Source organism: Paenibacillus naphthalenovorans (assembly GCF_900099895.1).
GTDB lineage: Bacteria > Bacillota > Bacilli > Paenibacillales > NBRC-103111 > Paenibacillus_G > Paenibacillus_G naphthalenovorans.
In genome coordinates this window covers 26,265-50,306 of record NZ_FNDY01000029.1, presented here as the reverse complement: position 1 = coordinate 50,306, position 24,042 = coordinate 26,265, and the positions used below count along the sequence as shown (strand labels likewise).

The following is a 24,042-nucleotide window of genomic DNA, read 5'->3' as shown; positions in this document are numbered from 1 at the left end:
TCATCAGAATCCTAAGATCCCGTCCACCCTTTCCCATCCTTTTTTCTCTTAAGCCCGGTCTACAAGTTCCAAGTAAACCATCGGTGCTGCATCGCCGCGGCGAGGTCCCAGCTTCAAAATGCGGGTATACCCACCTTGACGTTCTGCGTAGCGAGGAGCCAAATCGGAGAAAAGCTTCTGAATGGCATCTTGATTGTCGTTCGCTGCTTCACGGCGAACGAAAGCAGCTACTTGACGACGCGCATGCAGATCTCCGCGCTTGGCCAAAGTGATCAGCTTCTCTGCGATCGAACGAAGTTCTTTCGCTTTCGCTTCCGTCGTTTGAATACGTTCATGTATGAATAAGTCGGTTACCAGGTCACGAAACAAAGCTTTACGCGCACTGGAGTCACGACCCAACTTTTGGTATGCCATGTGTGCAACCTCCTTCTGTTGAATTAATACCGTTCGCTTGTTTGAGAATTAATCTTCCATGCGGAGTCCAAGACCAAGCTCTTCCAGCTTCTCCTGAACTTCCTCCAACGATTTACGACCCAAGTTACGAACCTTCATCATATCTTCTTCCGTTTTCGTGATCAATTCCTGCACCGTATTTATACCCGCACGCTTCAGGCAGTTGTAAGAGCGCACAGAAAGGTCCAGTTCCTCGATAGTCATCTCGAGAACCTTCTCTTTCTTGTCCTCTTCCTTCTCTACCATAATCTCGGCATCTTTGGCTTCATCGGTCAATCCGACAAAGAGCATCAGATGCTCCGTCAAAATTTTTGCGCCCAAGCTCACGGCTTCTTCGGGTCTGATACTTCCATCGGTCCAGACTTCGAGGGTTAGCTTATCATAGTTGGTGACTTGACCGACGCGGGTATTTTCCACGCTGTAATTGACACGGGTGATCGGAGTATAGATCGAATCAATCGGAATCACGCCGATCAGTTGGTCCTCGCGCTTGTTCTTATCCGCCGGTACGTATCCCCGGCCGCGGTTCGCATGAATTCTCATATGAAGCCGGGCGTCGGAGGCAAGCGTAGCAATGTGCAAATCCGGATTCAGAATTTCCACATCGCTATCGCCGCGAATATCGCCAGCCACAACAGTACCTTCACCTTCGGCATCGATCTCAAGAACCTTTTCCTCGTCAGAATGAATCTTTAACGATAGCCCCTTCAGGTTAAGGATGATCTCCGTAACATCTTCCACAACACCTGGAATCGTGGAGAACTCATGCAGAACGCCGTCGATTTGCACGGATGATACGGCCGCACCCGGTAAAGACGAAAGCAGGATTCTGCGAAGAGAGTTGCCCAGCGTAGTCCCGTAGCCTCTTTCCAAAGGCTCAACTACAAACTTCCCGTAGGTGCCGTCTTCGCTCGAATGTACGGTTTCTATTTTCGGCTTTTCGATTTCGATCATTGGTTAACCCTCCTTCAAACGTCGTTTCCCTCTGGATAACTTAAGACGTATAAGACGTGCAGTATGCCTATCCAAATAGTATTCTCACCTTTTGGATAAATATACCACTTGTACTTAGCAATCCTGAATTAGACACGACGGCGTTTTGGAGGACGGCAACCGTTATGAGGAATCGGAGTTACGTCTTTGATCAGGTTAACTTCGAGCCCTGCGGCTTGAAGGGAACGAATCGCAGCTTCACGGCCTGCGCCTGGTCCTTTAACCATAACCTCAACGGCTTTCATCCCATGCTCCATAGCAGCCTTCGCAGCGGACTCGGCAGCCATTTGAGCAGCAAACGGAGTGCTTTTACGCGAGCCTTTAAAGCCAAGATTACCGGCACTAGCCCAAGAAATCGCGTTTCCGTGCGGGTCAGTAATAGTGACAATCGTATTGTTAAACGTGGAGCGGATATGTGCCACTCCGGAGTCGATATTTTTCCGGTCACGACGTTTGGTACGAACAACTTTTTTTGGTTTAGCCATTTATGCGTTACCTCCTTTACTATTTTTTCTTATTAGCTACCGTACGACGAGGTCCTTTACGCGTACGAGCGTTTGTTTTCGTCCGTTGACCGCGAACAGGCAAGCCGCGGCGATGACGAACGCCACGATAGCAGCCGATCTCGATGAGACGCTTAATGTTCAATGCGATTTCACGACGCAGGTCGCCTTCCACTTTCAACGTTTTGTCGATCACATCACGGATTTTGCTTACTTCATCCTCCGTTAGATCGCGAACGCGAGTGTCGGGATTAATACCAGTTTGAGCAACAATCTTCTGAGCGGTAGTGTTACCGATACCGAAAATGTAAGTCAAAGCGATGATTACCCGTTTGTCACGAGGTAAGTCTACACCAGCAATACGTGCCATTTATACCTGCACCTCCTTAACCTTGTTTTTGTTTGTGCTTCGGATTTTCACAGATTACCATAACGTTACCTTTGCGGCGAATGACTTTGCATTTTTCGCAAATCGGCTTGACCGATGGTCTAACCTTCATGGTGGTTACCTCCTAAGAGTTTTTCGTTAGAAAAACTTTCTTCGTAAGCATAAGCAGCGTTTTTCGTTAGAAAAACTTACTTCGTAAGATTACATTTATTTAAAACGATAGGTTATACGGCCTCTGGTCAAATCATAAGGCGAGAGTTCGACCGTCACTTTATCACCAGGCAGGATCCGGATAAAGTGCATTCTGATTTTCCCGGATACATGAGCAAGTATCTTATGACCGTTCTCCAGTTCCACTTTAAACATTGCATTCGGAAGAGGTTCAATCACTGTACCTTCAACTTCAATTACATCTTCTTTGGCCACAGTCATTCTCCTTTCTCTAGCGCTTCTTCAGATAAATTGTCCACATAGCTGTAGAGTGCAAAACGTAATTTGCCATTCGTGACACGTCCGGTCTCACGCAGACTATCAGCTACTTCCGAACTGACCGCCGGCAGGAGATCAAGATGAATGATATTTTTCTTCTTGGGTTCATCGAATTTCCGTTTTCCGCCGTCCGCAATCCACACGTATCGTTGGTCTACGACGCCGATAATGACGGCGTACTTCCCGGAATCACGCCCCCGATTCACCCTTACGATTTGTCCGATGACAGGCATATTCGATGGTTCCATGGTAAAGCCTACTTACCGGGAAGCGTCAAAATTTCGTAACCGTCTGCCGTAATCGCTATGGTATGCTCGAAATGAGCGCACAGTGTGCCATCCACCGTGACGACCGTCCAATTGTCTTCCAAGGTTCGAACATATCGTTCCCCTACATTGACCATTGGTTCGATCGCAAGCACCATACCGGGCTTTAGCCGCGGGCCGTGACCGGCCGGGCCGTAGTTCGGAATTTGAGGCTCCTCGTGAAGCTCGGTACCAATCCCATGTCCTACATACTCCCGGACAACCGAAAAACCTTCACTCTCAATGCACCTCTGAATAGCGTTAGATATCGTGTACAGCCGGACATCCGGTTTGGCTTCGGCAATTCCTGCGTAGAGCGACCTTTCGGTCACCTCCAGAAGCTTCCTTGCCGTGTCGGAGATCGTCCCGACACCGTAAGTCCAAGCGGAATCTCCATGGTAGCCCTTATACTGCGCACCGATGTCGATACTAATAATATCGCCATTCTTCAGCTTTCTTTTGCCGGGTATGCCGTGAACCAATTCATCGTTGACTGAAGCACAGATACTTCCGGAAAAACCATTGTAACCTTTAAAAGACGGAATTGCGCCCTGACTTCGGATATAATCCTCAGCGATTTGATCGAGCTCTTTGGTTGTAATATCGGGCTGAATGTGTTTTTGAAGCAGCAGGTGAGTTTCCGCAACAATCCGCCCAGCCTCCCGCATCAATTCCAATTCAGCTTCAGATTTACAAATGATCATTACGCTTGCCCTCGCAATAGTGAACTGATTTGTGCAGTAACCGTATTTATCTCTTGCTCACCGTTAACCTCACGCAATATTCCCTTGTTACGATAGTACTCCAAAAGCGGAGCGGTTTTATTGATATACTCGTCCAAACGAGTCCCTACTTTTTCTTCGTTGTCATCCGAACGTTGATACAATTCACCTGAACATTTGTCGCAAACATTTTCACGTGCAGGAGGGTTAAACAAGATATGATACGTAGCTCCACAAGATTTACAAATTCTACGACCCGTCAGACGGGCAAGCAATAAATCCCGGTCCACTTTCAGGTTAATCACATGCTCGATGCTTTTACCCAGCGATATCGCGATACCATCCAGCGCCTCCGCTTGAGAGATGGTCCGGGGAAAACCGTCAAGCAAAAATCCTTTACTGCAGTCAGGCTGCCCAAGTCTTTCACGAACAATCCCGATCGTAATTTCATCCGGGACAAGCAAACCCTGGTCAACATATTTCTTCGCTTCAACCCCGAGCGGCGTCTCCTGCTTCATCGCCAGCCTGAATGCATCACCGGTTGAAATATGCGGGATCTGAAACTCGTCAACGATTCGTTCCGCCTGGGTACCTTTACCTGCACCAGGAGGCCCCATAAAGATGATGTTCATCACGATTTCCTCCCCTACTCGCATCATTTGATGCTAACAGCACAATAGGTGCCGATAGCTTTGAAAAACAGCTATCAGTACCTATTCACTATTTGTTAATGAAACCTTTGTAATGGCGTTTGATTAACTGGCTTTCGATTTGCTTCATCGTTTCCAATCCTACACCGACGACGATCAGCAAGGATGTGCCGCCAATCTGCACGGATTGAGGCAAGTCGGCCAATGCACCAAAGATGATTGGAAGAATGGAGATGGCAGCCAGGAAAAGCGCGCCGGACAAAGTGATTCTTGTCATTACCCGCGTCAGGTAAGCCGATGTCGTTTTGCCTGGTCGAATTCCCGGGATATAGCCGCCGTTCTTCTTCATCTGGTCCGCCATTTGTACTGGGTTAATCTGTACAAAGGTGTAGAAGTAAGTGAATCCGATGATCAGTAAAACATACAACACCATCCCAAGCGGATGTGTATAACTCATATTCGTGATAATCCAATCGGCAACCGGATTGCCTCTCCAGAAGCTTGCAATTGTCGGAGGAAACACCAAAAGCGAAAGCGCGAAGATAACCGGAATGACACCCGCCGCGTTAACTTTGAGCGGAATATGCGTCGATTGGCCTCCGAACATTTTGCGCCCGACCACTCGCTTAGCATATTGTACAGGGATTTTACGCACGCCCTGCTGGACGAAAATCACACCGGCAATCAATGCAATGACCACGAGCGCAATAATCACGAGTTTCACTAAGTTAAGGAAGAGCGCCCCGCCGGCATCAACAAATTGCGTTTGATAAATTTGCTGTATACTTGTCGGAATGGCAGCTACGATGCCTGCAAAGATGATAATGGAAATACCATTTCCAATGCCATTCTCGGTGATTTGTTCCCCTAACCACATCAGAAAAGCAGTGCCCGCCGTGAGAACGATAGCAATCAAAGCATAGGTCGCAAATGTCGGATTGATAACCAGTCCGGTGTACAGACGATTAAAACCGATCGCAAGTCCGAACGCTTGAATGATGCCCAGCACGATGGTCCCGTAACGGGTAATCTGCCCTAACTTTTTTCGGCCTGCTTCTCCTTCTTTCGCCCATTGTGCAAATCTGGGAATGACATCCATAGAGAGCAGCTGCACAATGATCGATGCCGTGATATAAGGCATAATCCCCATCGCAAAGATGGAGAATTGGAACAGAGCGCCGCCGGAAAAAGTATTAAGCAACCCGAACACGCCGCCTTGACTGGCTTGGTCTTGGAGCTTCAGAATGTCCGTGTTGATGTTAGGTACCGGAATAAAAGCACCAATCCTGTAGACGATCAGCACAAGTAAGGTGAAGATGATACGTTTGCGCAGATCCTCTACTTTCATAATATTGGATATGGTACGAAACATTAAATCACCTCGGTTTGACCGCCTGCAGCCTGAATTTTTTCTACCGCAGATTGGGAGAATTTGTTGGCCTTAACGTTCAATTTAACCGTGATTTCACCGTTACCCAAGATTTTGATACCGTCTCTTGGATTTTTCACGATGCCGGATTCAAGTAAAGTCTCCGGAGTAACTTCCGTACCCGCTGCGAATTTGTTCAAATCCTCAACGTTGACAACAGCAAATTCCTTACGGAAATAGTTGTTGAATCCACGTTTTGGCAAGCGACGATAAAGCGGATTTTGACCGCCCTCAAATCCTGGACGAACACCGCCGCCGGAACGCGCATTTTGACCTTTATGACCACGAGTTGCCGTTTTTCCCATACCGCTGCCCACACCGCGTCCTACGCGCTTGCGGGAACTGCGTGAACCAGGAGCAGAAGTAAGCTCATGCAATTTCATCGTTCGCACCTCCTCTAGCTATATGGTAGTCTATTAAGCTTCGATTTCTTTAACTTCCACCAAGTGATTGACTTGGTTTACCATTCCGCGAATCGCGGCATTGTCTGCTTGGGTTACAGTTTGATTCAGCTTGCGGAGCCCAAGTGCCGTAACTGTACGACGCTGAGTCTCAGGACGACCGATCAGGCTGCGCTTGAGGGTGATTTGCAATTGCTTAGCCATGGTATCCCTCCTAACCTAAGAGTTCTTCAACGGTTTTACCGCGAAGCTTAGCCACGTCTTCCGCACGCTTCAGACGACCCAAACCTTCCAAGGTAGCGTTGACCATGTTAATGGAGTTCGAAGATCCGAGGGACTTCGTCAAAATGTCGCCTACGCCAGCCAGTTCGAGCACGGCACGAACCGGGCCGCCCGCGATCACTCCTGTACCTTTGGAAGCAGGTTTAAGCAGAACTTTACCTGCGCCGAAGTGTCCGGTCACCAGATGAGGAATTGTAGTTCCGACGATAGGAACGTGAATCAGGTTTTTCTTTGCATCTTCAATACCTTTACGGATCGCGTCAGGTACCTCGGAAGCTTTACCGATTCCAGCGCCTACCCAACCTTTGCCGTCGCCTACAACCACGAGTGCGCTGAAGCTGAAGCGGCGACCGCCTTTTACTACTTTAGCAACGCGGTTAATATGAACGACTTTTTCAGTCAGCTCTAAAGTATTGGGATCAATACGCAAGTCCTTTACCTCCTTATGTGTAAATTTAGATTAGAATTCAAGACCTGCTTCACGAGCAGCGTCTGCAAGTGCTTTGACACGACCGTGATACAAATATCCGCCGCGGTCGAAAACCACTTTATCGACACCGACTTTTTTGGCGCGTTCAGCGATCAATGCTCCAACCTTCGTAGCCGCTTCGATGTTGCCGCCGTTACGGATGCCCTCTCTGAGCTCCTTGTCTTGCGTGGAAGCGGAGGCAAGTGTAACGCCTTTAACATCGTCGATCAATTGGGCATACATATGCTTGGAGGAACGGAAAATGTTGAGACGAGGACGCTCAGCCGTTCCTTGAATTTTCTTGCGCACGCGAAGATGTCTTTTCAAACGCGCTTTATTTTTATCGACTTTGGTAATCATTCTTGTGTCACTCCTTTCGAGTTGGATCAGAAACATTAGCACGCAGTGTCCATTACGCGGCCTTATTTCTTCTTACCGGCTTTACCTTCTTTACGAAGAATACGTTCGCCTTCGTACTTGATACCTTTACCTTTATACGGCTCAGGCTCACGAACAGAACGGACTTTAGCGGCAGTTGCGCCTACCAGCTCTTTATCGATTCCTTTAACGATGACTTTCGTATTCGAAGGAACTTCGAATTCGATGCCGTTTTCCGGCTCGATTTCTACCGGGTGCGAGTAACCTACGTTCAACACCAGCTTGTTGCCGGATTTGTTCGCACGGTATCCTACGCCAACCAACTCGAGACTTTTAGCAAATCCGTCCGTTACTCCGCTCACCATGTTTTGCACAACACTGCGCGTCGTACCATGGAGAGAACGGTGCAATTTATTATCTGAAGGGCGCTCTACTGTAATGACATTGCCCTCAACGTTGATCTTCATATCTCTATGCAGTTCACGGCTCAAAGTGCCTTTAGGTCCTTTTACCGTAATCAATGTGTTATCAATAGTCACGTTTACTCCGCTTGGGATCGTGATTGGTTTGCGACCAATACGGGACATGTTCTGCACCTCCATTCATTCAAAATCTTTATTACCAAACGTAGCAGATAACTTCTCCGCCGGCTTTGGATTGACGAGCTTCCTTGTCCGTCATCACACCTTTGGATGTGGACAGGATGGCGATACCCAAGCCGCCCAGTACGCGAGGCACCTCTTGGCTCTTCGCATAAACGCGCAGGCCTGGCTTGCTGATTCTTTTCAGACCAGTGATAACGCGCTCGTTGTTAGGGCCGTATTTCAAGAATACGCGGATAATACCTTGCTTGTTGTCTTCGATATATTCAGCGTCACGAATGAAGCCTTCCTTCTTGAGGATCTCAGCAATTTCTCTTTTGATCTTCGAAGCCGGAATTTCCACAGTCTCATGACGAACGACGTTAGCGTTGCGAATGCGTGTAAGCATATCTGCAATTGGATCGGACATAACCATGTGTTGAAACCTCCTTCCCGAAACTATGAGTTTTACCAGCTTGCTTTCTTCACGCCAGGAATCTGGCCTTTGTATGCCAATTCGCGGAAGCAAATCCGGCAAATTTTAAATTTCCGAAGCACGGAATGCGGACGACCGCAGCGTTCGCAGCGCGTATAGGCCTGCACCTTAAATTTAGGAGGACGCTGCTGTTTGACCTTCATCGAAGTTTTTGCCACTTCAGTTTACACCTCCTGGGGTTTCCGTTGGGATCCGGCACTCGGGTGCCTGTCCTGATTATTTGGAAAACGGCATGCCTAATTGTGTTAACAATTCACGGGACTCTTCATCCGTTTTAGCTGTTGTTACAATGACGATATCCATGCCGCGGACCTTGTCTACTTTGTCGTATTCAATTTCCGGGAAAATCAACTGTTCTTTCAATCCGAGCGTATAGTTGCCGCGGCCGTCAAATGCTTTGGTAGATACGCCGCGGAAGTCGCGCACGCGCGGAAGAGCAACGTTAAACAATTTGTCCAAGAAGTGGTACATACGCTCGCCGCGCAATGTTACTTTCACGCCGATCGGCATATTTTCACGCAGTTTAAAGCCTGCGATTGATTTTTTCGCTTTTGTGATCACCGGCTTTTGACCAGAGATCAATTGCAGATCTTGTACAGCAGTATCGAGCACTTTAGAGTTGGAAACCGCCTCGCCAACGCCCATATTGATAACTACTTTCTCAATTTTAGGAACCTGCATCACCGTGGTGTAATTAAATTTTTGCATCAGAGCAGGAGTAATTTCGTTCAGAAAACGATCCTTCAATCTTGCAGCCATGAATCCGAGTGCCTCCTTTCTTACCAGATATTAATCGATAATCTCGCCGGATTTTTTCGCAACGCGAACTTTTTTGCCGTTATCAAGCACTTTGTAGCCAACACGTGTAGGCTCGCCTGTTTTTGGATCGACCAGCATCACGTTGGATACGTGAATAGGAGCTTCCTGTGTAAGGATGCCACCTTGCGGGTTTTGTTGGGATGGCTTGGCATGCTTCTTGATCAAGTTTACACCTTCGACCAACACGCGGTTCTCGCGAGGATAAGCAGCGATCACGCGACCCGTTTTTCCTTTATCTTTACCGCTAATAACGAACACTTTGTCTTCTTTTTTGACATGAAGTTTGTTGTTATGGGACTCGAGTTTCTTCGGTTGTTTTGGCATTATGTTTCCACCTCCTAAGGGCATTCGGAAGAATGCCTTCCTCGTAAGCGTCTGCTTAGGCTTTCGTTAGAAAACCACTTCGTAAGCATCCGAATTGAATGTCAATGAACGACAATTAGATAACTTCTGGAGCCAGAGATACGATTTTCATGAAGTCTCTGTCACGAAGTTCACGAGCTACCGGTCCAAAGATACGAGTACCACGCGGGCTCTTGTCTTCTTTTACGATAACCGCTGCATTCTCGTCAAAGCTGATGTAGGATCCGTCCTTACGGCGCGCACCGCGTCTCGTACGTACAACTACAGCTTTAACCACATCACCTTTTTTGACAACGCCCCCTGGTGTTGCTTCTTTCACAGAGCAAACGATCAGATCACCGATGTTAGCGGTACGACGACCGGTACCACCCAACACGCGGATACACATCAGCGATTTTGCACCAGAGTTGTCAGCTACTTTCAATCGTGTAAATGGTTGAATCATTGTGTAATTCCCTCCTTCCGGAATTGATGCCGAATGCTTATATTAAACGATAACCGCTTTTTCGACCACTTTGACCAATCTCCAGCGTTTGTCTTTGGAGAGCGGACGGGTTTCCATGATTTCAACAATATCGCCGATTTTGGCTTCATTGTTTTCGTCATGAGCTTTGAACTTCTTCGTGTATTTGATGCGCTTGTGGTAAAGGTCGTGCTTCTTATAAGTTTCAACGGCGACAACGATGGTTTTGTCCATTTTGTCGCTGACGACTTTACCCTGCTGCGTTTTACGCTCGTTGCGTTCAGCCATGTTAAAATCCTCCTCTCTCATTCATTAACTAGTGATTCCCAATTCTCTTTCACGCAAAACCGTCTTTGCCCGAGCAATATCTTTGCGGACTTTTTGAATTTGTACGGGATTTTCCAGTTGACCTGTAGCTAGTTGAAAACGGAGGTTAAAGAGCTGCTCTTTAAATCCGGAAATTTTTTGTTCGATCTCAGCAGTGGTTAAGTTGCGAAATTCACTAGCTTTCATTTGCTTCACCACCCAGTTCTTCTCTTTTCACAAACTTCGTCTTGATTGGCAGCTTGTGAGAGGCGAGACGCATAGCTTCACGAGCGACTTCTTCGCTTACGCCGGCAAGTTCAAACAGAACTTTACCCGGTTTAACGACAGCAACCCATTTTTCTACGTTACCTTTACCGCTACCCATCCGGACTTCAAGCGGCTTTTGAGTGATTGGTTTGGCAGGGAAGATTTTGATCCAAACCTTACCGCCCCGTCTAATGTAACGGGTCATGGCAATACGTGCAGCCTCGATTTGACGGTTGGTTACCCAAGCCGGTTCCAACGCCTGCAAACCATATTCACCAAAATGAACTTCCGTTCCGCCTTTTGCACGGCCGCGCATTTTCCCGCGGTGCTCTTTGCGGTGTTTTACACGTTTAGGAATTAACATGATTAGTTGCCTCCTTCCGTAGCAGCCTTTTTCTTAGCCGTTGGAAGAACCTCGCCGCGATAGACCCATACTTTTACGCCGATCCGACCGTAAGTGGTGTGAGCTTCCGCCGTACCATAATCGATATCCGCACGCAATGTATGAAGAGGAACTGTACCCTCGCTGTATCCTTCGGTTCTGGCGATTTCCGCTCCGCCTAAACGACCGCTAACCGATGTTTTAATACCTTTGGCTCCGGCTCTCATCGATCTTTGAATCGCTTGTTTCAATGCACGACGGAACGATACGCGGCGCTCCAGTTGTTGTGCAATGCTTTCAGCTACAAGAATCGCATCCAGATCCGAATTTTTAACTTCCGAAATGTTAATATGAACTTTCTTGCCGTTAGTCAGCTTGGACAGGTAGCCGCGGATAACCTCGACTTCCGATCCGCCTTTACCGATAACCATGCCAGGCTTAGCTGTATGAATGGTTACGTTCACGCGGTTTGCCGCACGTTCGATTTCAATACGGGAAACAGCGGAATCTTTCAGTTTTGTTTTCAAATATTCGCGGATTTTTACGTCCTCCATAAGCAGATCGCCGAAATCTTTTCCAGCATACCACTTGGATTCCCAGTCGCGAATAATACCAATTCTAAGTCCTACCGGGTTTACTTTTTGACCCACACGTTATCCCTCCTTATTTCTCAGATACCACTACTGTAATGTGGCTGGTACGTTTATTGATGCGGCTCGCACGACCCATAGCGCGAGGACGGAATCTTTTCAAAGTTGGTCCCTGGTTCACATAAGCCTGCTCAACCACCAGGTTGTTTACGTCCAAAGAGTAGTTGTGCTCCGCATTGGCAATAGCCGAGTTCAACAGCTTCTCCACGATCGGGGAAGCGGACTTTGGCGTATGACGCAAAATAGCGATCGCTTCGCCTACTTTCTTGCCGCGGATCAAGTCGACAACCAATTGAACTTTGCGGGGAGCAACACGAACATATCTTGCAATGGCTTTAGCTTGTTGCATGGAAGTACCTCCTCTCATTCACAACTCAATCGAATTCACGTTCATCTATTAGCGCTTGCCCGTCTTCTTATCGTCACCCGCGTGACCTTTGTAAGTACGGGTTGGAGCAAATTCACCAAGCTTATGTCCGACCATATCTTCCGTCACATATACCGGCACATGCTTTCTGCCGTCATATACAGCAAAGGTGTGGCCGATGAATTGCGGGAAAATTGTGGAACGGCGGGACCAAGTTTTGATTACTTGCTTTTTAACACCCTCACCATTCATTGCTTCCACTTTCTTCAAAAGATAACCGTCAACAAATGGACCTTTTTTCAAACTGCGACCCATGCTTCATTCCTCCCTTCTTTAACCGAACTGAAAACCGAATTATTTCGTGCGGCGACGAATAATATATTGATTGGAAGCTTTGTTCTTCTTCCGTGTTTTATATCCGAGTGTCGGCTTGCCCCAAGGAGACATCGGGGATTTGCGGCCGATCGGGGAACGACCTTCACCACCACCGTGCGGGTGATCATTCGGGTTCATAACGGAACCGCGAACTTCCGGTCTTTTACCCAACCAACGGGAACGTCCGGCTTTACCGATTTTCACGAGCTCGTGATCTTCGTTACCTACGGAACCTACCGTTGCGCGGCACACTTTCAAAATTCTTCTCATTTCACCACTGGACAAACGAACAATAACGTATTGATCCTCTTTACCAAGCAGCTGCGCTTCCGTACCGGCTGCGCGAACTAGTTGGCCGCCTTTTCCGGGCTTCAATTCGATATTGTGAATCACCGTACCTACAGGGATGTTCTCCATCGGCAATGCATTGCCGACCTTGATGTCCGCTGTCGGACCGGATACGATTTGATCGCCTACTTTAAGGCCTTTCGGAGCGAGGATATAACGCTTCTCGCCATCCACATAATGAATCAATGCAATGTTAGCGGAACGGTTCGGATCATACTCGATTGTAGCAACGTTACCGGGTATTCCATCTTTGTTCCGTTTAAAGTCGATAATACGGTATTTACGCTTATGTCCGCCGCCTTGGTGACGAACCGTAATTTTACCTTGGTTGTTGCGTCCCGCTTTTTTGCTCAAAGGAGCCAAAAGCGACTTCTCCGGAGTCGATGTTGTGATTTCTTCAAATGTAGAAACCGACATCGCACGTCTTGCAGGAGACGTTGGTTTATATTTTTTGATAGGCACGTGGGTTCCCTCCTTACTTCAAGAATTCATCTTATACCGATTCAAAGAATTCCAGCTCTTTGCTGTCTGCGCTGAGTGTCACGATCGCTTTTTTCCATTCGGACGTATATCCGGAATAGCGGCCGTAGCGCTTTGGCTTCGCCGGTACTCTGAGCGTATTGACATTCGCAACTTTCACTTTGAAAATTTGTTCGATCGCTTGCTTGATTTCCGTTTTATTCGAACGGAGATCCACCTCGAATACATATTTCTTATCCGCCATCATTTCGCTGGAACGTTCAGTAATGATCGGGCTTTTAATAATATCGTGAGGGTTCTTCATTACGCAAACACCTCCTCTACCTTTTGCACCGCATCCTTCGTAATGATCAGCTTGTCATAGACCATAACATCAAGCACGTTGATTCCTTCGGCAGCCACAAATTTAACTCCAGGAATGTTGCGTGCGGACAATGCTACGTTCTCGTCATATGCAGCCGTCACAACCAAAGCCTTACGATCTACTTTAAGGTTATTCAAAATGGATACAAATTCTTTCGTTTTCGGCTGAGCCAGTTGCAATTGATCCAGCACGATAATTTCGCTCGCCTTCACCTTGGAAGACAACGCGGATTTAATCGCCAAACGGCGAACTTTCTTAGGCAGCTTGTAAGCATAGCTGCGTGGTGTCGGTCCGAATACGGTACCGCCGCCTTTCCATTGTGGAGAGCGGATGCTGCCTTGACGCGCACGACCTGTACCTTTTTGCTTCCAAGGTTTGCGACCGCCGCCGCGCACTTCGGAGCGACCTTTAGTTTTATGAGTTCCGGCACGAAGGGATGCCCGCTGCATCAATACCGCTTCGTTCAATACATGAACGTGCGGCTCGATTCCGAACACGCTGTCGGCCAGTTCCACTTCGCCTACTTGAGAACCACTAACGTTATACACTGCTACTTTTGGCATTTGTTATCCTCCTTTCCCGCTTTCTTACTTCTTCACTGAAGATTTCACGGTAACATAGCTGTTTTTAGGACCTGGAATGGAGCCTTTAACTAGAAGTACATTCCGTTCCGCATCGACTTTAACCACTTCAAGCTTTTGAATGGTAACCGTCTCTGTACCCATGTGACCCGGAAGGTTTTTACCTTTTGGAACACGGTTAGCCTGGATCGAGCCCATCGAACCCGGACCGCGATGATAACGCGAGCCGTGCGCCATCGGACCTCTGGATTGGTTATGTCTTTTGATAACGCCTTGGAATCCTTTACCTTTAGATGTACCCGTTACGTCAACGAATTCGCCTTCTGCGAAGATGTCAGCCTTGATCTCCTGGCCAACTTCATACTCAGAGATCTGTACATTGCGAATTTCTTTCACGTAGCGCTTAGGTGTTGTGCCGGCTTTTTTCGCGTGGCCCAACTCAGGTTTGTTCGCATTCTTTTCTTTCTTGTCGGCAAAACCGATTTGGATGGCTTCGTAACCGTCGTTCTCTACGTCCTTCTTTTGCAGCACCGTGCAAGGACCTGCTTCAATAACGGTAACCGGAACAACCAATCCTTCAGGAGTAAATACTTGAGTCATCCCAATCTTTTTACCTAAGATACCTTTAGTCATCGTTGACACCTCTTTTCCTCTTTAGCCTGTTGTTTTATAACCACAGTGTATATATTACAGTTTGATTTCGATGTCCACACCGGACGGCAGATCCAAACGCATCAATGCATCAACCGTTTGCGGCGTCGGATTGACGATATCGATCAAACGTTTATGTGTACGCATCTCGAACTGTTCACGAGAATCTTTGTACTTGTGAACCGCACGAAGAATCGTGATGATTTGCTTCTCGGTAGGAAGCGGAATCGGACCAGATACCCCTGCACCGGAACGTTTTGCAGTGTCCACGATTTTTTCGGCAGATTGATCCAGAATTCTGTGATCATACGCCTTCAAACGAATACGAATCTTTTGCTTTGCCATAGTATTCCCTCCTTCTTTCGCCCAATTTAGTATCGGACATACTCCGTGAAAATCTCCTGACGCCGTCCCTATGGCAAAGGGGCCGGGCGTGTCAGCAACCTCTCACATCATCGCAACGTCACAGACCAACGTTCACTATTATATTAAATTTCATTATGAAAAGCAAGAAAAAAATGCTGCGGATGCCTAAAAAATTAAAACCCTTCATCTATATAGATGAAGGGTTGCTTCGGAACAGTACAAATTGCTTTGGTCTTGCTTCGGAACAGTACGTAAATCTATAGGATTCGGATCACCGAAATTACTTGCTGATGGTTGCAACGGCGCCGGCACCAACTGTACGGCCGCCTTCACGGATCGCGAAGCGAGTTCCTTCTTCGATAGCGATCGGCGAGATCAGTTCTACGGTAACAGTGATGTTGTCACCAGGCATAACCATCTCGGAACCTTCCGGCAGGTTGATGATACCTGTTACGTCCGTTGTACGGAAGTAGAACTGCGGACGGTAACCGCTGAAGAAAGGTTTGTGACGTCCACCTTCTTCTTTTGTCAGAACGTAGATTTGAGCGGTGAAGTTCGTGTGCGGTTTAACGGAACCCGGCTTTGCCAAAACTTGTCCACGCTCGATGTCTTTACGGTCTACACCGCGAAGCAGTGCACCGATGTTGTCACCAGCTTGTGCGGAATCCAGAAGCTTACGGAACATTTCTACGCCCGTAACAACGGATTTGCGAGTTTCTTCAGCCAAACCGATGATTTCAACCTCGTCACCGACTTTAACCACACCACGCTCTACACGGCCTGTAGCAACAGTACCACGACCAGTGATCGTGAACACGTCCTCTACCGGCATCAAGAAAGGTTTATCAGTGTCGCGCTCAGGCGTAGGGATGTAGTTGTCGATTTGCTCGAACAGCTCAATGATTTTGTCAGCCCAAGGACCGTCTGGGTTTTGCAGGGCTTCACGAGCAGCGCCGCGGATGATTGGAGTTTCGTCGCCTGGGAACTCGTATTCGTTCAGCAGGTCGCGAACTTCCATTTCAACCAGTTCAAGAAGCTCTTCGTCTTCAACCATGTCACATTTGTTCAGGAATACCACGATGTAAGGTACGCCTACCTGACGGGACAGCAGGATGTGCTCGCGAGTTTGCGGCATCGGACCGTCTGCTGCGGATACAACCAGGATCGCGCCGTCCATTTGCGCAGCACCCGTGATCATGTTTTTAACATAGTCAGCGTGGCCTGGGCAGTCAACGTGTGCATAGTGACGGTTAGGCGTTTCATATTCAACGTGTGCAGTCGAAATCGTGATACCGCGTTCGCGCTCTTCCGGTGCTTTGTCGATTTGATCGAAAGCTACAGCGGCACCGCCGTATTTTTTGGACAATACGGTAGTGATTGCGGCAGTCAGAGTTGTTTTACCATGGTCAACGTGACCGATGGTGCCAATATTAACGTGCGGTTTTGTACGCTCAAATTTTGCTTTAGCCATGAGTGAATAGCCTCCTTAAATATAGTAATTATATTAAGCGCCTTTGTTCTTTGCAACGATTTCTTCGGCAATCGACTTAGGCACTTCTTCATAGTGCGAAATTTCCATCGAGTATACACCCCGGCCTTGTGTACGGGAGCGCAGCGTCGTAGAGTAACCAAACATTTCGGAAAGAGGCACTTTGGCACGGATAATTTGCGCGCCGAAGCGGGAATCCATACCTTCGATTCTTCCGCGGCGGGAGTTCAGGTCGCCCATAACGTCGCCCATGTACTCTTCCGGCACGGTAACCTCTACCTTCATGATCGGCTCAAGCAATACCGGACGGCATTTTTCTCCGGCAGCTTTGAGTGCCATGGAACCAGCAATTTTAAACGCCATTTCGCTGGAGTCCACATCGTGGTAAGAACCGTCAACGACAGTTGCTTTGATATCCACGAGCGGGAAGCCTGCGTATACGCCATTTTTCATAGCTTCTTCAATACCGGCTTGAATCGGAGGGATGAATTCTTTAGGAATCGCACCACCGACAATTTTGCTTTCAAACTGGAATCCGGTACCCGGCTCCAGCGGTTCGAACTCAACCCAACAATGTCCGTATTGACCACGGCCGCCGGATTGGCGAACGAATTTACCTTCAACCTTAGCCGGTTGACGGAACGTTTCGCGGTAGGCAACCTGCGGTTTACCCACATTGGTTTCTACCTTGAACTCGCGAAGCATGCGGTCGACGATAATCTCAAGGTGAAGCTCACCCATACCGGAGATGATCGTTTGGCCGGTTTCTTCATCCGTATGCGCACGGAAAGTCGGATCTTCTTCAGACAATTTGGCCAGCGCAATACCCATTTTGTCTTGGTCGGCTTTTGTTTTCGGTTCAACAGCCAGCTGAATAACCGGTTCCGGGAAGTTCATGGATTCCAGAATAACCGGATGCTTCTCATCACACAGCGTATCCCCGGTCACAGTATCCTTCAAGCCTACGGCAGCCGCAATGTCACCCGCATAAACCTCGCTGATTTCCTGACGGCTGTTCGCATGCATCTGAAGAATACGGCCGATCCGTTCGCGTTTGCCTTTTGTCGCGTTCAATACGTAAGAACCGGAGTTCAGAACCCCTGAGTACACACGGAAGAACGTTAATTTGCCGACAAACGGGTCTGTCATGATTTTGAATGCCAGAGCGGCAAACGGTTCGTCATCAGAAGATTTACGTACGACTTCCGATCCGTCCTCGAGCGTACCTTTGATGTTCGGCACATCGATTGGAGACGGGAGATAGTCAATAACGGCATCCAGCATTAACTGTACGCCTTTATTCCGGTAAGACGATCCACAGACAACCGGGAAGATTTTAACGCCGACAACCCCTTTACGGAGCGCCCCTTTAATTTCTTCGACCGTCAGTTCTTCACCTTCCAGATATTTCATCATCAGTTCTTCGTCAAGCTCCGCTACCTTCTCTACAAGCTCAAGACGAAGCTCTTCCACTTTATCCTTGTATTCAGCAGGGACTTCAACCTGGTCAGGTTCTTTACCCAGATCGTCTTTGTAGATATAAGCTTTACGCTCGATAAGGTCGATAACGCCTTTGAAATCATTTTCAGCCCCAATCGGCAGCTGAATGGCAACTGCGTTCGCGCCAAGCTTATCGCGCATCGATTGGATAACCTGCAGGTAATCCGCACCGATGATATCCATTTTATTGACATAGGCGATCCGGGGAACGCCATAACGGTCCGCTTGTCTCCAAACTGTCTCCGACTGCGGCTCAACGCCTTCTTTGGCGCTGAATACGCCTACTGCTCCGTCCAATACGCGCAGGGAGCGTTCAACTTCTACAGTGAAGTCAACGTGTCCCGGGGTGTCGATAATATTGATGCGGTGGCCTTTCCATTGAGCGGTCGTAGCAGCGGAAGTAATGGTGATTCCGCGCTCCTGCTCCTGCTCCATCCAGTCCATCGTAGCAGCACCCTCGTGAACTTCACCGATTTTGTGCACGCGGCCAGTGTAGAACAGGATGCGTTCCGTCGTGGTGGTCTTGCCGGCATCAATATGCGCCATGATCCCGATGTTACGCGTATCTTTCAAGGAGAACTCTCTTGCCATCAGGAACGTCTCCTTCCTATAAAAAGGAATTTAATTTTACCAACGATAATGTGCAAACGCCTTGTTGGCTTCTGCCATTTTGTGCGTATCTTCGCGTTTTTTCACGGAAGCGCCTGTGTTGTTGCTGGCATCGATGATTTCTTGAGCCAGTCTTTCTTCCATCGTTTTTTCACCGCGCAGGCGGGAATAGTTTACAAGCCAGCGAAGACCTAAAGTCGTACGGCGATCAGGTCTTACCTCTACAGGAACTTGATAGTTGGCACCCCCAACACGGCGAGCTTTAACTTCAAGAACCGGCATAATGTTTTTGATCGCTTGTTCAAATACTTCCATAGGTTCTTTACCCGTACGTTCTTTAATCAGATTGAAAGCATTATAAAGGATTGTTTGAGCTGTTCCTCTTTTACCATCAATCATAATGCGGTTGATCAAGCGGGTAACGAGCTTGCTGTTATAAATCGGATCTGGCAATACGTCTCTGCGAGTAACTGGACCTTTACGAGGCATAGTTATCCCCCTTTCTTCTAAAATCATTCAATTTATAAAAGCTGTATTACTTTTTCTCTTTCGGGCGTTTTGCGCCGTACTTGGAACGTGCTTGCTTGCGGTTGGCTACACCGGAAGTATCGAGTGCGCCGCGAACGATGTGGTAACGTACCCCTGGAAGGTCCTTAACACGACCGCCGCGAATCAGAACAACGCTGTGCTCCTGCAGGTTGTGTCCGATACCCGGAATGTAGGCAGTAACCTCTACACGGTTCGTCAAGCGAACACGCGCATACTTACGAAGAGCAGAGTTTGGTTTCTTCGGGGTCATCGTACCTACACGAGTGCAGACGCCACGTTTCTGAGGAGAACTCAGATTCGTCGCTTCTCTTTTCAAGGCGTTGAAACCTCTTTGAAGAGCCGGGGATTTGGATTTTACAACTTTCGCTTGGCGTCCTTTACGAACGAGCTGGTTAATTGTTGGCATATTGGCCACCTCCTTTAATATGAATGGTTCTTTCTTTTCAAGCCCACAGATCCAGGCGAATCGTAAATGAACAAAGTAAAAGTTTTTACCTTAAACCCTTACGGATTCTCAGGCAAAAACATTACTGCATCATTCATTCACTACCGCAGCCATAGCTGCGCCTACTTCGATTCCACACGCTTTACCTAACATGGTCATGGAGTCCACGTATGTCACTTTAACCCCCATCATCTTGCAGAGGTTAACTATTTTTATCGTAATTCGCGGATCTGCATCTCTGGCAACGAAAACTTCGGCGGCATGTCCCGCCTCTACCATTTTCGTCACTTGTTTCGTGCCTATAATCAGCTTTGCTGCCTGTTTCACTTTATCATAAGACATAGATCATATCCTCCAAAAGGACAGGTGACTAGGCTTAGAAAATGGCACACTTTGATATATTAGCATCTCGGTTTTACCGTGTCAAGAATGGACGCTTGCCTTCAAAAAGATTTTACAATCCATACTTTGAAGGCAAGCGCCGGGTCTTCTTCGTTACTCTACGGTTACCGCTTCTGCTTCAGTCAACTCTTCATCCCTTGGCTCTGCGTTCGGATCTGTAATGCGGATGTTACGGTATCTTGCCATCCCCGTACCTGCCGGTATCAGTTTACCGATGATCACATTCTCCTTCAAACCGAGCAGCTGGTCGACTTTTCCTTTAATCGCCGCATCCGTCAGGACACGAGTCGTTTCCTGGAACGATGCCGCAGAGAGGAAGGAATCTGTTTCGAGCGATGCTTTGGTAATACCCAGAAGCACCGGTTTGGCAACAGCAGGTTCCTCATTGGCGAAAAGCGCCACTTTGTTCGCTTCTTCGTACTCATGAATGTCCACAAAGGATCCCGGAAGCAGAGTCGTATTTCCGGCATCGACGATGCGAATTTTACGCAGCATTTGGCGGATCATCACTTCGACGTGCTTGTCGTTGATTTCCACCCCTTGGTTCCGGTATACGCGCTGAACTTCCTGTAAAATGTAGTTCTGCACGCCGCGGATCCCTTTAATGCGCAGCATTTCCTTCGGATCGATCGAGCCTTCCGTCAGCTCATCTCCGGCCTCTACGGTCTGGTTCACTGTGACGCGAATCCGGGAGCCGTAAGGTACGGAATATACTTTCGATTCAGCTTCGCCTTGAACCTCAATCTCACGACGATCCTTCGCTTCACGGATTTCTTTAATCACACCGTCAATTTCAGAAATTATCGCTTGCCCTTTTGGATTACGAGCTTCGAAGAGCTCCTGAATCCGCGGCAAACCTTGCGTGATGTCGTCGCCCGCAACGCCCCCGGTATGGAACGTACGCATGGTAAGCTGCGTTCCTGGTTCACCGATGGATTGCGCCGCGATAATACCTACCGCTTCGCCGATTTCTACATGTTTACCGGTCGCCAGATTACGGCCGTAGCACTTTTTGCAGACGCCATGTCTGGAACGGCAGCTGAGTACGGAACGGATTTGTACCTTCTCAATACCGGCTGCTATAATTTGGTCGGCAATATGTGCTTCAATCAGCTCGTTACGGTTAATAATAATCTCACCTGTTTGCGGATGACGAATCGTTTCAAAGGAGTACCGTCCTTCGATTCGGTCATACAGATCTTCGATGACTTCTTTACCATCCTGGATTCTGCTGACGAGGAACCCTTTATCCGTACCGCAATCTTCTTCACGAACAATTACGTCTTGAGCCACGTCTACCAGACGGCGGGTCAAGTAACCCGAGTCCGCCGTACGAAGTGCGGTATCGGCCAAACCTTTCCGTGCACCGTGAGTGGAGATAAAGTACTCCAATACGGTCAACCCTTCGCGGAAATTGGACTTGATCGGAAGCTCGATGATTTTACCGGACGGGTTAGCCATCAGACCGCGCATTCCGCCAAGCTGGGTAATTTGCGATTTGTTACCCCGTGCTTTGGATTCCACCATCATATTGATGGAATTATATTTATCAAGCGACTTCATCAAAATATCGGTAATTTCATCCTTGGCCTTGCTCCAGATCGCGATAACGCGGTCGTAGCGTTCATCGTCTGTAATTAAACCGCGGCGATATTGATTCGTAACCACACGAACTTTTTCGTCGGATTCTCTAAGGATTTCATCTTTCTCCTTCGGAACCGTCACATCCGCTACGGCAATGGTGATACCGGCACGCGTAGAGTAAGTAAATCCAAGCTGCTTGATATTATCCAGCGTGATCGACGTTTGTGTCGTATGGTAACGGCGGAAGCATTCTGCAATGATCGTGCCAAGGTAATCTTTTCCGACCGCTTTCGTTTCAGGCAGCTCCGCCATTTTCTTGCGAAGATCCACGCCTTTCTCGAACACGAAATAATCGTTTGAAGGTCCGTTCAGCAAATTCGCTTTCGTCGCTTCATTAATGTATGGGAAGTCCGGCGGATAAATCTCATTGAAGATAATTTTACCGATCGTTGTGATCAGCATGGCCTTTTCTTGTTCCGGCGTAAAGCTGGTTTTTTTCAAAGCCTTGGCCGGAATCGCCACGCGCGCATGCAGAGCCGCATCTCCGCGGTGGTAGAGCGACACGGCTTCTTCAATCGAACGAATAATCGTACCGGAGCCTTTGGCTTCCTTGTTTTCCGTCGTTAAGTAGAAGCTTCCCAAAACCATGTCCTGCGACGGCGTAACAACCGGTTTGCCGTCTTTTGGGTTGAGAATATTGCCTGCTGCGAGCATCAGCACGCGGGCTTCCGCCTGGGCTTCTGCAGACAACGGAACGTGAACGGCCATCTGGTCTCCGTCAAAGTCGGCGTTATATGCCGTACAAACAAGCGGATGCAGCTTGATCGCCCGGCCTTCAACCAGAATCGGCTCGAACGCCTGAATGCCCAAACGGTGAAGCGTGGGAGCACGGTTCAGCAGAACCGGGTGTTCCTTGATGACTTCCTCAAGAACATCCCATACTTCAGGACTAACGCGTTCCACTTTGCGTTTTGCGCTCTTAATGTTATGCGCAAGACCTTTATTCACAAGCTCTTTCATGACGAAAGGCTTAAACAATTCCAATGCCATTTCCTTTGGAAGTCCGCACTGATACATTTTGAGACTCGGTCCCACCACGATAACGGAACGGCCGGAGTAGTCAACCCGCTTACCCAGCAGGTTTTGACGGAAACGCCCCTGTTTACCCTTCAGCATGTGGCTGAGGGATTTGAGCGGACGATTACCCGGTCCCGTTACGGGACGGCCGCGGCGGCCGTTATCAATAAGCGCGTCAACCGCTTCCTGAAGCATCCGCTTTTCGTTCTGCACGATAATATCAGGAGCGCCCAGATCAAGCAGACGTTTCAGACGGTTGTTCCGGTTGATGACACGGCGGTATAAATCGTTCAAGTCAGAGGTCGCAAAGCGCCCCCCGTCAAGCTGAACCATCGGACGAAGCTCCGGAGGGATAACCGGCAGTACGTCGAGCACCATCCACTCCGGCATATTTTTGGAGTTACGGAATGCTTCCATAACCTCAAGACGTTTAATGGCACGGTTACGGCGTTGACCTTGAGCGGTTTTCAGCTCTTCCTTCAGCATATCGACTTCTTTCTCGATGTCGATGTCTTGAAGCAGCTTCTTCACCGCTTCCGCGCCCATACCGGCTTGGAATGCATAGCCGTATTTTTCCCGATAGCTGCGGTATTCCTTCTCGGAGAGCAGCTGTTTTTTCTCCAGCGGCGTATCTCCAGGATCAGTTACGACATAGGAAGCAAAGTAGATGATCTCTTCCAGAGACCGCGGAGACATGTCGAGCGCAAGCCCCATACGGCTTGGAATTCCTTTGAAATACCAGATATGTGAAACCGGTGCTGCAAGCTCGATGTGACCCATGCGCTCGCGGCGCACTTTTTGACGCGTAACTTCTACGCCGCAGCGGTCACAGACAACGCCTTTGTAACGAACCCGTTTATATTTACCGCAATGACATTCCCAATCCTTGGTCGGACCAAATATTTTCTCACAGAACAAGCCTTCTTTTTCAGGTTTCAGCGTCCTGTAGTTGATCGTCTCCGGCTTTTTCACTTCGCCTCTGGACCATGAACGGATTTTGTCGGGGGAAGCCAATCCGATTTTCATGAATTCAAAATTGTTGACGTCGATCAAGGAGCAACCCTCC

Annotated in this window: 37 protein-coding genes; all 37 read right to left on the bottom strand. The window is 48.3% G+C overall.

Annotated features, from left to right (window positions below):
• Positions 1-48: 48 nt before the first annotated feature.
• Entirely contained in the window at positions 49-414 is a 366-nt protein-coding gene (gene rplQ, locus BLT35_RS20725; RefSeq protein ID WP_054818732.1) for a 50S ribosomal protein L17, read from the bottom strand.
• A gap of 48 nt (positions 415-462) precedes the next feature.
• Positions 463-1,407 carry a DNA-directed RNA polymerase subunit alpha gene (locus BLT35_RS20720; protein ID WP_054818731.1) on the bottom strand — a complete coding sequence of 315 codons (945 nt, stop codon included), beginning with the start codon at positions 1,405-1,407 and terminating at the stop codon, positions 463-465.
• Between the two features lie 128 nt (positions 1,408-1,535).
• Complete coding sequence (rpsK, locus tag BLT35_RS20715) at positions 1,536-1,931, bottom strand: 30S ribosomal protein S11 (RefSeq protein WP_013921137.1); 396 nt, start codon at positions 1,929-1,931, stop codon at positions 1,536-1,538.
• 19 nt (positions 1,932-1,950) lie between these two features.
• Positions 1,951-2,319, bottom strand: a complete 369-nt coding sequence (gene rpsM / locus BLT35_RS20710) for a 30S ribosomal protein S13 (RefSeq protein WP_062410381.1) — start codon at positions 2,317-2,319, stop codon at positions 1,951-1,953.
• A gap of 16 nt (positions 2,320-2,335) precedes the next feature.
• The gene (gene rpmJ, locus BLT35_RS20705; protein WP_003333770.1) at positions 2,336-2,449 is read right to left on the bottom strand and encodes a 50S ribosomal protein L36; all 114 of its coding nucleotides are present in this window, start codon (positions 2,447-2,449) and stop codon (positions 2,336-2,338) included.
• Between the two features lie 95 nt (positions 2,450-2,544).
• Positions 2,545-2,763 (bottom strand): translation initiation factor IF-1, encoded by a 219-nt coding sequence (gene infA, locus BLT35_RS20700; protein WP_009676800.1) that lies wholly within the window; start codon positions 2,761-2,763, stop codon positions 2,545-2,547.
• 2 nt (positions 2,764-2,765) lie between these two features.
• Positions 2,766-3,074, bottom strand: coding sequence for a KOW domain-containing RNA-binding protein (locus BLT35_RS20695; protein ID WP_054818730.1), 309 nt, complete (start codon positions 3,072-3,074; stop codon positions 2,766-2,768).
• 8 nt (positions 3,075-3,082) lie between these two features.
• The gene (map, locus tag BLT35_RS20690) at positions 3,083-3,835 is read right to left on the bottom strand and encodes a type I methionyl aminopeptidase (protein ID WP_054818729.1); all 753 of its coding nucleotides are present in this window, start codon (positions 3,833-3,835) and stop codon (positions 3,083-3,085) included.
• Positions 3,835-4,485, bottom strand: a complete 651-nt coding sequence (locus tag BLT35_RS20685; protein WP_062410379.1) for an adenylate kinase — start codon at positions 4,483-4,485, stop codon at positions 3,835-3,837. The genes map and BLT35_RS20685 overlap by 1 nt, the downstream gene beginning before the upstream one ends.
• Before the next feature lie 88 nt (positions 4,486-4,573).
• Positions 4,574-5,875: a preprotein translocase subunit SecY gene (secY, locus tag BLT35_RS20680; protein WP_054818728.1), complete on the bottom strand. Its 1,302-nt coding sequence runs from the start codon at positions 5,873-5,875 to the stop codon at positions 4,574-4,576.
• Positions 5,875-6,315, bottom strand: a complete 441-nt coding sequence (gene rplO / locus BLT35_RS20675) for a 50S ribosomal protein L15 (RefSeq protein WP_054818727.1) — start codon at positions 6,313-6,315, stop codon at positions 5,875-5,877. Before rplO ends, secY begins: the two co-directional genes overlap by 1 nt.
• 33 nt (positions 6,316-6,348) lie before the next feature.
• On the bottom strand, positions 6,349-6,537 hold the full coding sequence (rpmD, locus tag BLT35_RS20670) for a 50S ribosomal protein L30 (protein WP_054818726.1): 189 nt from the start codon (positions 6,535-6,537) through the stop codon (positions 6,349-6,351).
• Between the two features lie 10 nt (positions 6,538-6,547).
• Positions 6,548-7,045, bottom strand: coding sequence for a 30S ribosomal protein S5 (gene rpsE / locus BLT35_RS20665; protein WP_054818725.1), 498 nt, complete (start codon positions 7,043-7,045; stop codon positions 6,548-6,550).
• 30 nt (positions 7,046-7,075) lie between these two features.
• Positions 7,076-7,444 carry a 50S ribosomal protein L18 gene (gene rplR / locus BLT35_RS20660; RefSeq protein ID WP_062410378.1) on the bottom strand — a complete coding sequence of 123 codons (369 nt, stop codon included), beginning with the start codon at positions 7,442-7,444 and terminating at the stop codon, positions 7,076-7,078.
• A gap of 62 nt (positions 7,445-7,506) precedes the next feature.
• Positions 7,507-8,049 carry a 50S ribosomal protein L6 gene (gene rplF / locus BLT35_RS20655; protein ID WP_054818723.1) on the bottom strand — a complete coding sequence of 181 codons (543 nt, stop codon included), beginning with the start codon at positions 8,047-8,049 and terminating at the stop codon, positions 7,507-7,509.
• Between the two features lie 31 nt (positions 8,050-8,080).
• Positions 8,081-8,479, bottom strand: a complete 399-nt coding sequence (rpsH, locus tag BLT35_RS20650; protein ID WP_054818722.1) for a 30S ribosomal protein S8 — start codon at positions 8,477-8,479, stop codon at positions 8,081-8,083.
• 32 nt (positions 8,480-8,511) lie between these two features.
• Positions 8,512-8,697 carry a type Z 30S ribosomal protein S14 gene (locus tag BLT35_RS20645; protein WP_026326663.1) on the bottom strand — a complete coding sequence of 62 codons (186 nt, stop codon included), beginning with the start codon at positions 8,695-8,697 and terminating at the stop codon, positions 8,512-8,514.
• Positions 8,698-8,755: 58 nt separating this feature from the next.
• The gene (gene rplE, locus BLT35_RS20640) at positions 8,756-9,298 is read right to left on the bottom strand and encodes a 50S ribosomal protein L5 (protein ID WP_054818721.1); all 543 of its coding nucleotides are present in this window, start codon (positions 9,296-9,298) and stop codon (positions 8,756-8,758) included.
• A 30-nt stretch (positions 9,299-9,328) separates the two neighbouring features.
• Positions 9,329-9,682, bottom strand: a complete 354-nt coding sequence (rplX, locus tag BLT35_RS20635) for a 50S ribosomal protein L24 (protein ID WP_062410377.1) — start codon at positions 9,680-9,682, stop codon at positions 9,329-9,331.
• Between the two features lie 115 nt (positions 9,683-9,797).
• On the bottom strand, positions 9,798-10,166 hold the full coding sequence (rplN, locus tag BLT35_RS20630; RefSeq protein ID WP_054818720.1) for a 50S ribosomal protein L14: 369 nt from the start codon (positions 10,164-10,166) through the stop codon (positions 9,798-9,800).
• A 42-nt stretch (positions 10,167-10,208) separates the two neighbouring features.
• Positions 10,209-10,472, bottom strand: coding sequence for a 30S ribosomal protein S17 (gene rpsQ, locus BLT35_RS20625; protein ID WP_054818719.1), 264 nt, complete (start codon positions 10,470-10,472; stop codon positions 10,209-10,211).
• Between the two features lie 24 nt (positions 10,473-10,496).
• Positions 10,497-10,697 carry a 50S ribosomal protein L29 gene (rpmC, locus tag BLT35_RS20620; RefSeq protein WP_062410376.1) on the bottom strand — a complete coding sequence of 67 codons (201 nt, stop codon included), beginning with the start codon at positions 10,695-10,697 and terminating at the stop codon, positions 10,497-10,499.
• The gene (rplP, locus tag BLT35_RS20615) at positions 10,687-11,121 is read right to left on the bottom strand and encodes a 50S ribosomal protein L16 (RefSeq protein WP_062410375.1); all 435 of its coding nucleotides are present in this window, start codon (positions 11,119-11,121) and stop codon (positions 10,687-10,689) included. The genes rpmC and rplP overlap by 11 nt, the downstream gene beginning before the upstream one ends.
• Before the next feature lie 2 nt (positions 11,122-11,123).
• On the bottom strand, positions 11,124-11,789 hold the full coding sequence (rpsC, locus tag BLT35_RS20610; RefSeq protein WP_054818717.1) for a 30S ribosomal protein S3: 666 nt from the start codon (positions 11,787-11,789) through the stop codon (positions 11,124-11,126).
• A gap of 13 nt (positions 11,790-11,802) precedes the next feature.
• On the bottom strand, positions 11,803-12,138 hold the full coding sequence (gene rplV / locus BLT35_RS20605) for a 50S ribosomal protein L22 (protein ID WP_054818716.1): 336 nt from the start codon (positions 12,136-12,138) through the stop codon (positions 11,803-11,805).
• A gap of 48 nt (positions 12,139-12,186) precedes the next feature.
• The gene (gene rpsS / locus BLT35_RS20600; RefSeq protein ID WP_054818715.1) at positions 12,187-12,471 is read right to left on the bottom strand and encodes a 30S ribosomal protein S19; all 285 of its coding nucleotides are present in this window, start codon (positions 12,469-12,471) and stop codon (positions 12,187-12,189) included.
• 39 nt (positions 12,472-12,510) lie between these two features.
• The gene (gene rplB, locus BLT35_RS20595) at positions 12,511-13,341 is read right to left on the bottom strand and encodes a 50S ribosomal protein L2 (protein ID WP_074729641.1); all 831 of its coding nucleotides are present in this window, start codon (positions 13,339-13,341) and stop codon (positions 12,511-12,513) included.
• A gap of 31 nt (positions 13,342-13,372) precedes the next feature.
• Positions 13,373-13,663 carry a 50S ribosomal protein L23 gene (rplW, locus tag BLT35_RS20590; protein ID WP_054818713.1) on the bottom strand — a complete coding sequence of 97 codons (291 nt, stop codon included), beginning with the start codon at positions 13,661-13,663 and terminating at the stop codon, positions 13,373-13,375.
• Positions 13,663-14,286 carry a 50S ribosomal protein L4 gene (gene rplD / locus BLT35_RS20585; RefSeq protein WP_054818712.1) on the bottom strand — a complete coding sequence of 208 codons (624 nt, stop codon included), beginning with the start codon at positions 14,284-14,286 and terminating at the stop codon, positions 13,663-13,665. Before rplD ends, rplW begins: the two co-directional genes overlap by 1 nt.
• Before the next feature lie 24 nt (positions 14,287-14,310).
• A complete protein-coding gene (gene rplC, locus BLT35_RS20580; RefSeq protein ID WP_054818711.1) occupies positions 14,311-14,937 on the bottom strand; it encodes a 50S ribosomal protein L3 in 627 nt (208 codons plus the stop codon).
• Between the two features lie 54 nt (positions 14,938-14,991).
• Positions 14,992-15,300 (bottom strand): 30S ribosomal protein S10, encoded by a 309-nt coding sequence (rpsJ, locus tag BLT35_RS20575; RefSeq protein ID WP_062410373.1) that lies wholly within the window; start codon positions 15,298-15,300, stop codon positions 14,992-14,994.
• Positions 15,301-15,601: 301 nt separating this feature from the next.
• Positions 15,602-16,792 carry an elongation factor Tu gene (gene tuf / locus BLT35_RS20570; RefSeq protein ID WP_054818710.1) on the bottom strand — a complete coding sequence of 397 codons (1,191 nt, stop codon included), beginning with the start codon at positions 16,790-16,792 and terminating at the stop codon, positions 15,602-15,604.
• 33 nt (positions 16,793-16,825) lie between these two features.
• Complete coding sequence (fusA, locus tag BLT35_RS20565) at positions 16,826-18,901, bottom strand: elongation factor G (RefSeq protein WP_054818709.1); 2,076 nt, start codon at positions 18,899-18,901, stop codon at positions 16,826-16,828.
• Between the two features lie 36 nt (positions 18,902-18,937).
• Positions 18,938-19,408, bottom strand: a complete 471-nt coding sequence (rpsG, locus tag BLT35_RS20560) for a 30S ribosomal protein S7 (RefSeq protein ID WP_054818708.1) — start codon at positions 19,406-19,408, stop codon at positions 18,938-18,940.
• Between the two features lie 46 nt (positions 19,409-19,454).
• Complete coding sequence (rpsL, locus tag BLT35_RS20555) at positions 19,455-19,874, bottom strand: 30S ribosomal protein S12 (RefSeq protein ID WP_054818707.1); 420 nt, start codon at positions 19,872-19,874, stop codon at positions 19,455-19,457.
• Between the two features lie 129 nt (positions 19,875-20,003).
• Positions 20,004-20,255: a ribosomal L7Ae/L30e/S12e/Gadd45 family protein gene (locus BLT35_RS20550; RefSeq protein ID WP_054818706.1), complete on the bottom strand. Its 252-nt coding sequence runs from the start codon at positions 20,253-20,255 to the stop codon at positions 20,004-20,006.
• Positions 20,256-20,408: 153 nt separating this feature from the next.
• Complete coding sequence (rpoC, locus tag BLT35_RS20545) at positions 20,409-24,029, bottom strand: DNA-directed RNA polymerase subunit beta' (protein WP_062410372.1); 3,621 nt, start codon at positions 24,027-24,029, stop codon at positions 20,409-20,411.
• Positions 24,030-24,042: the final 13 nt, after the last annotated feature.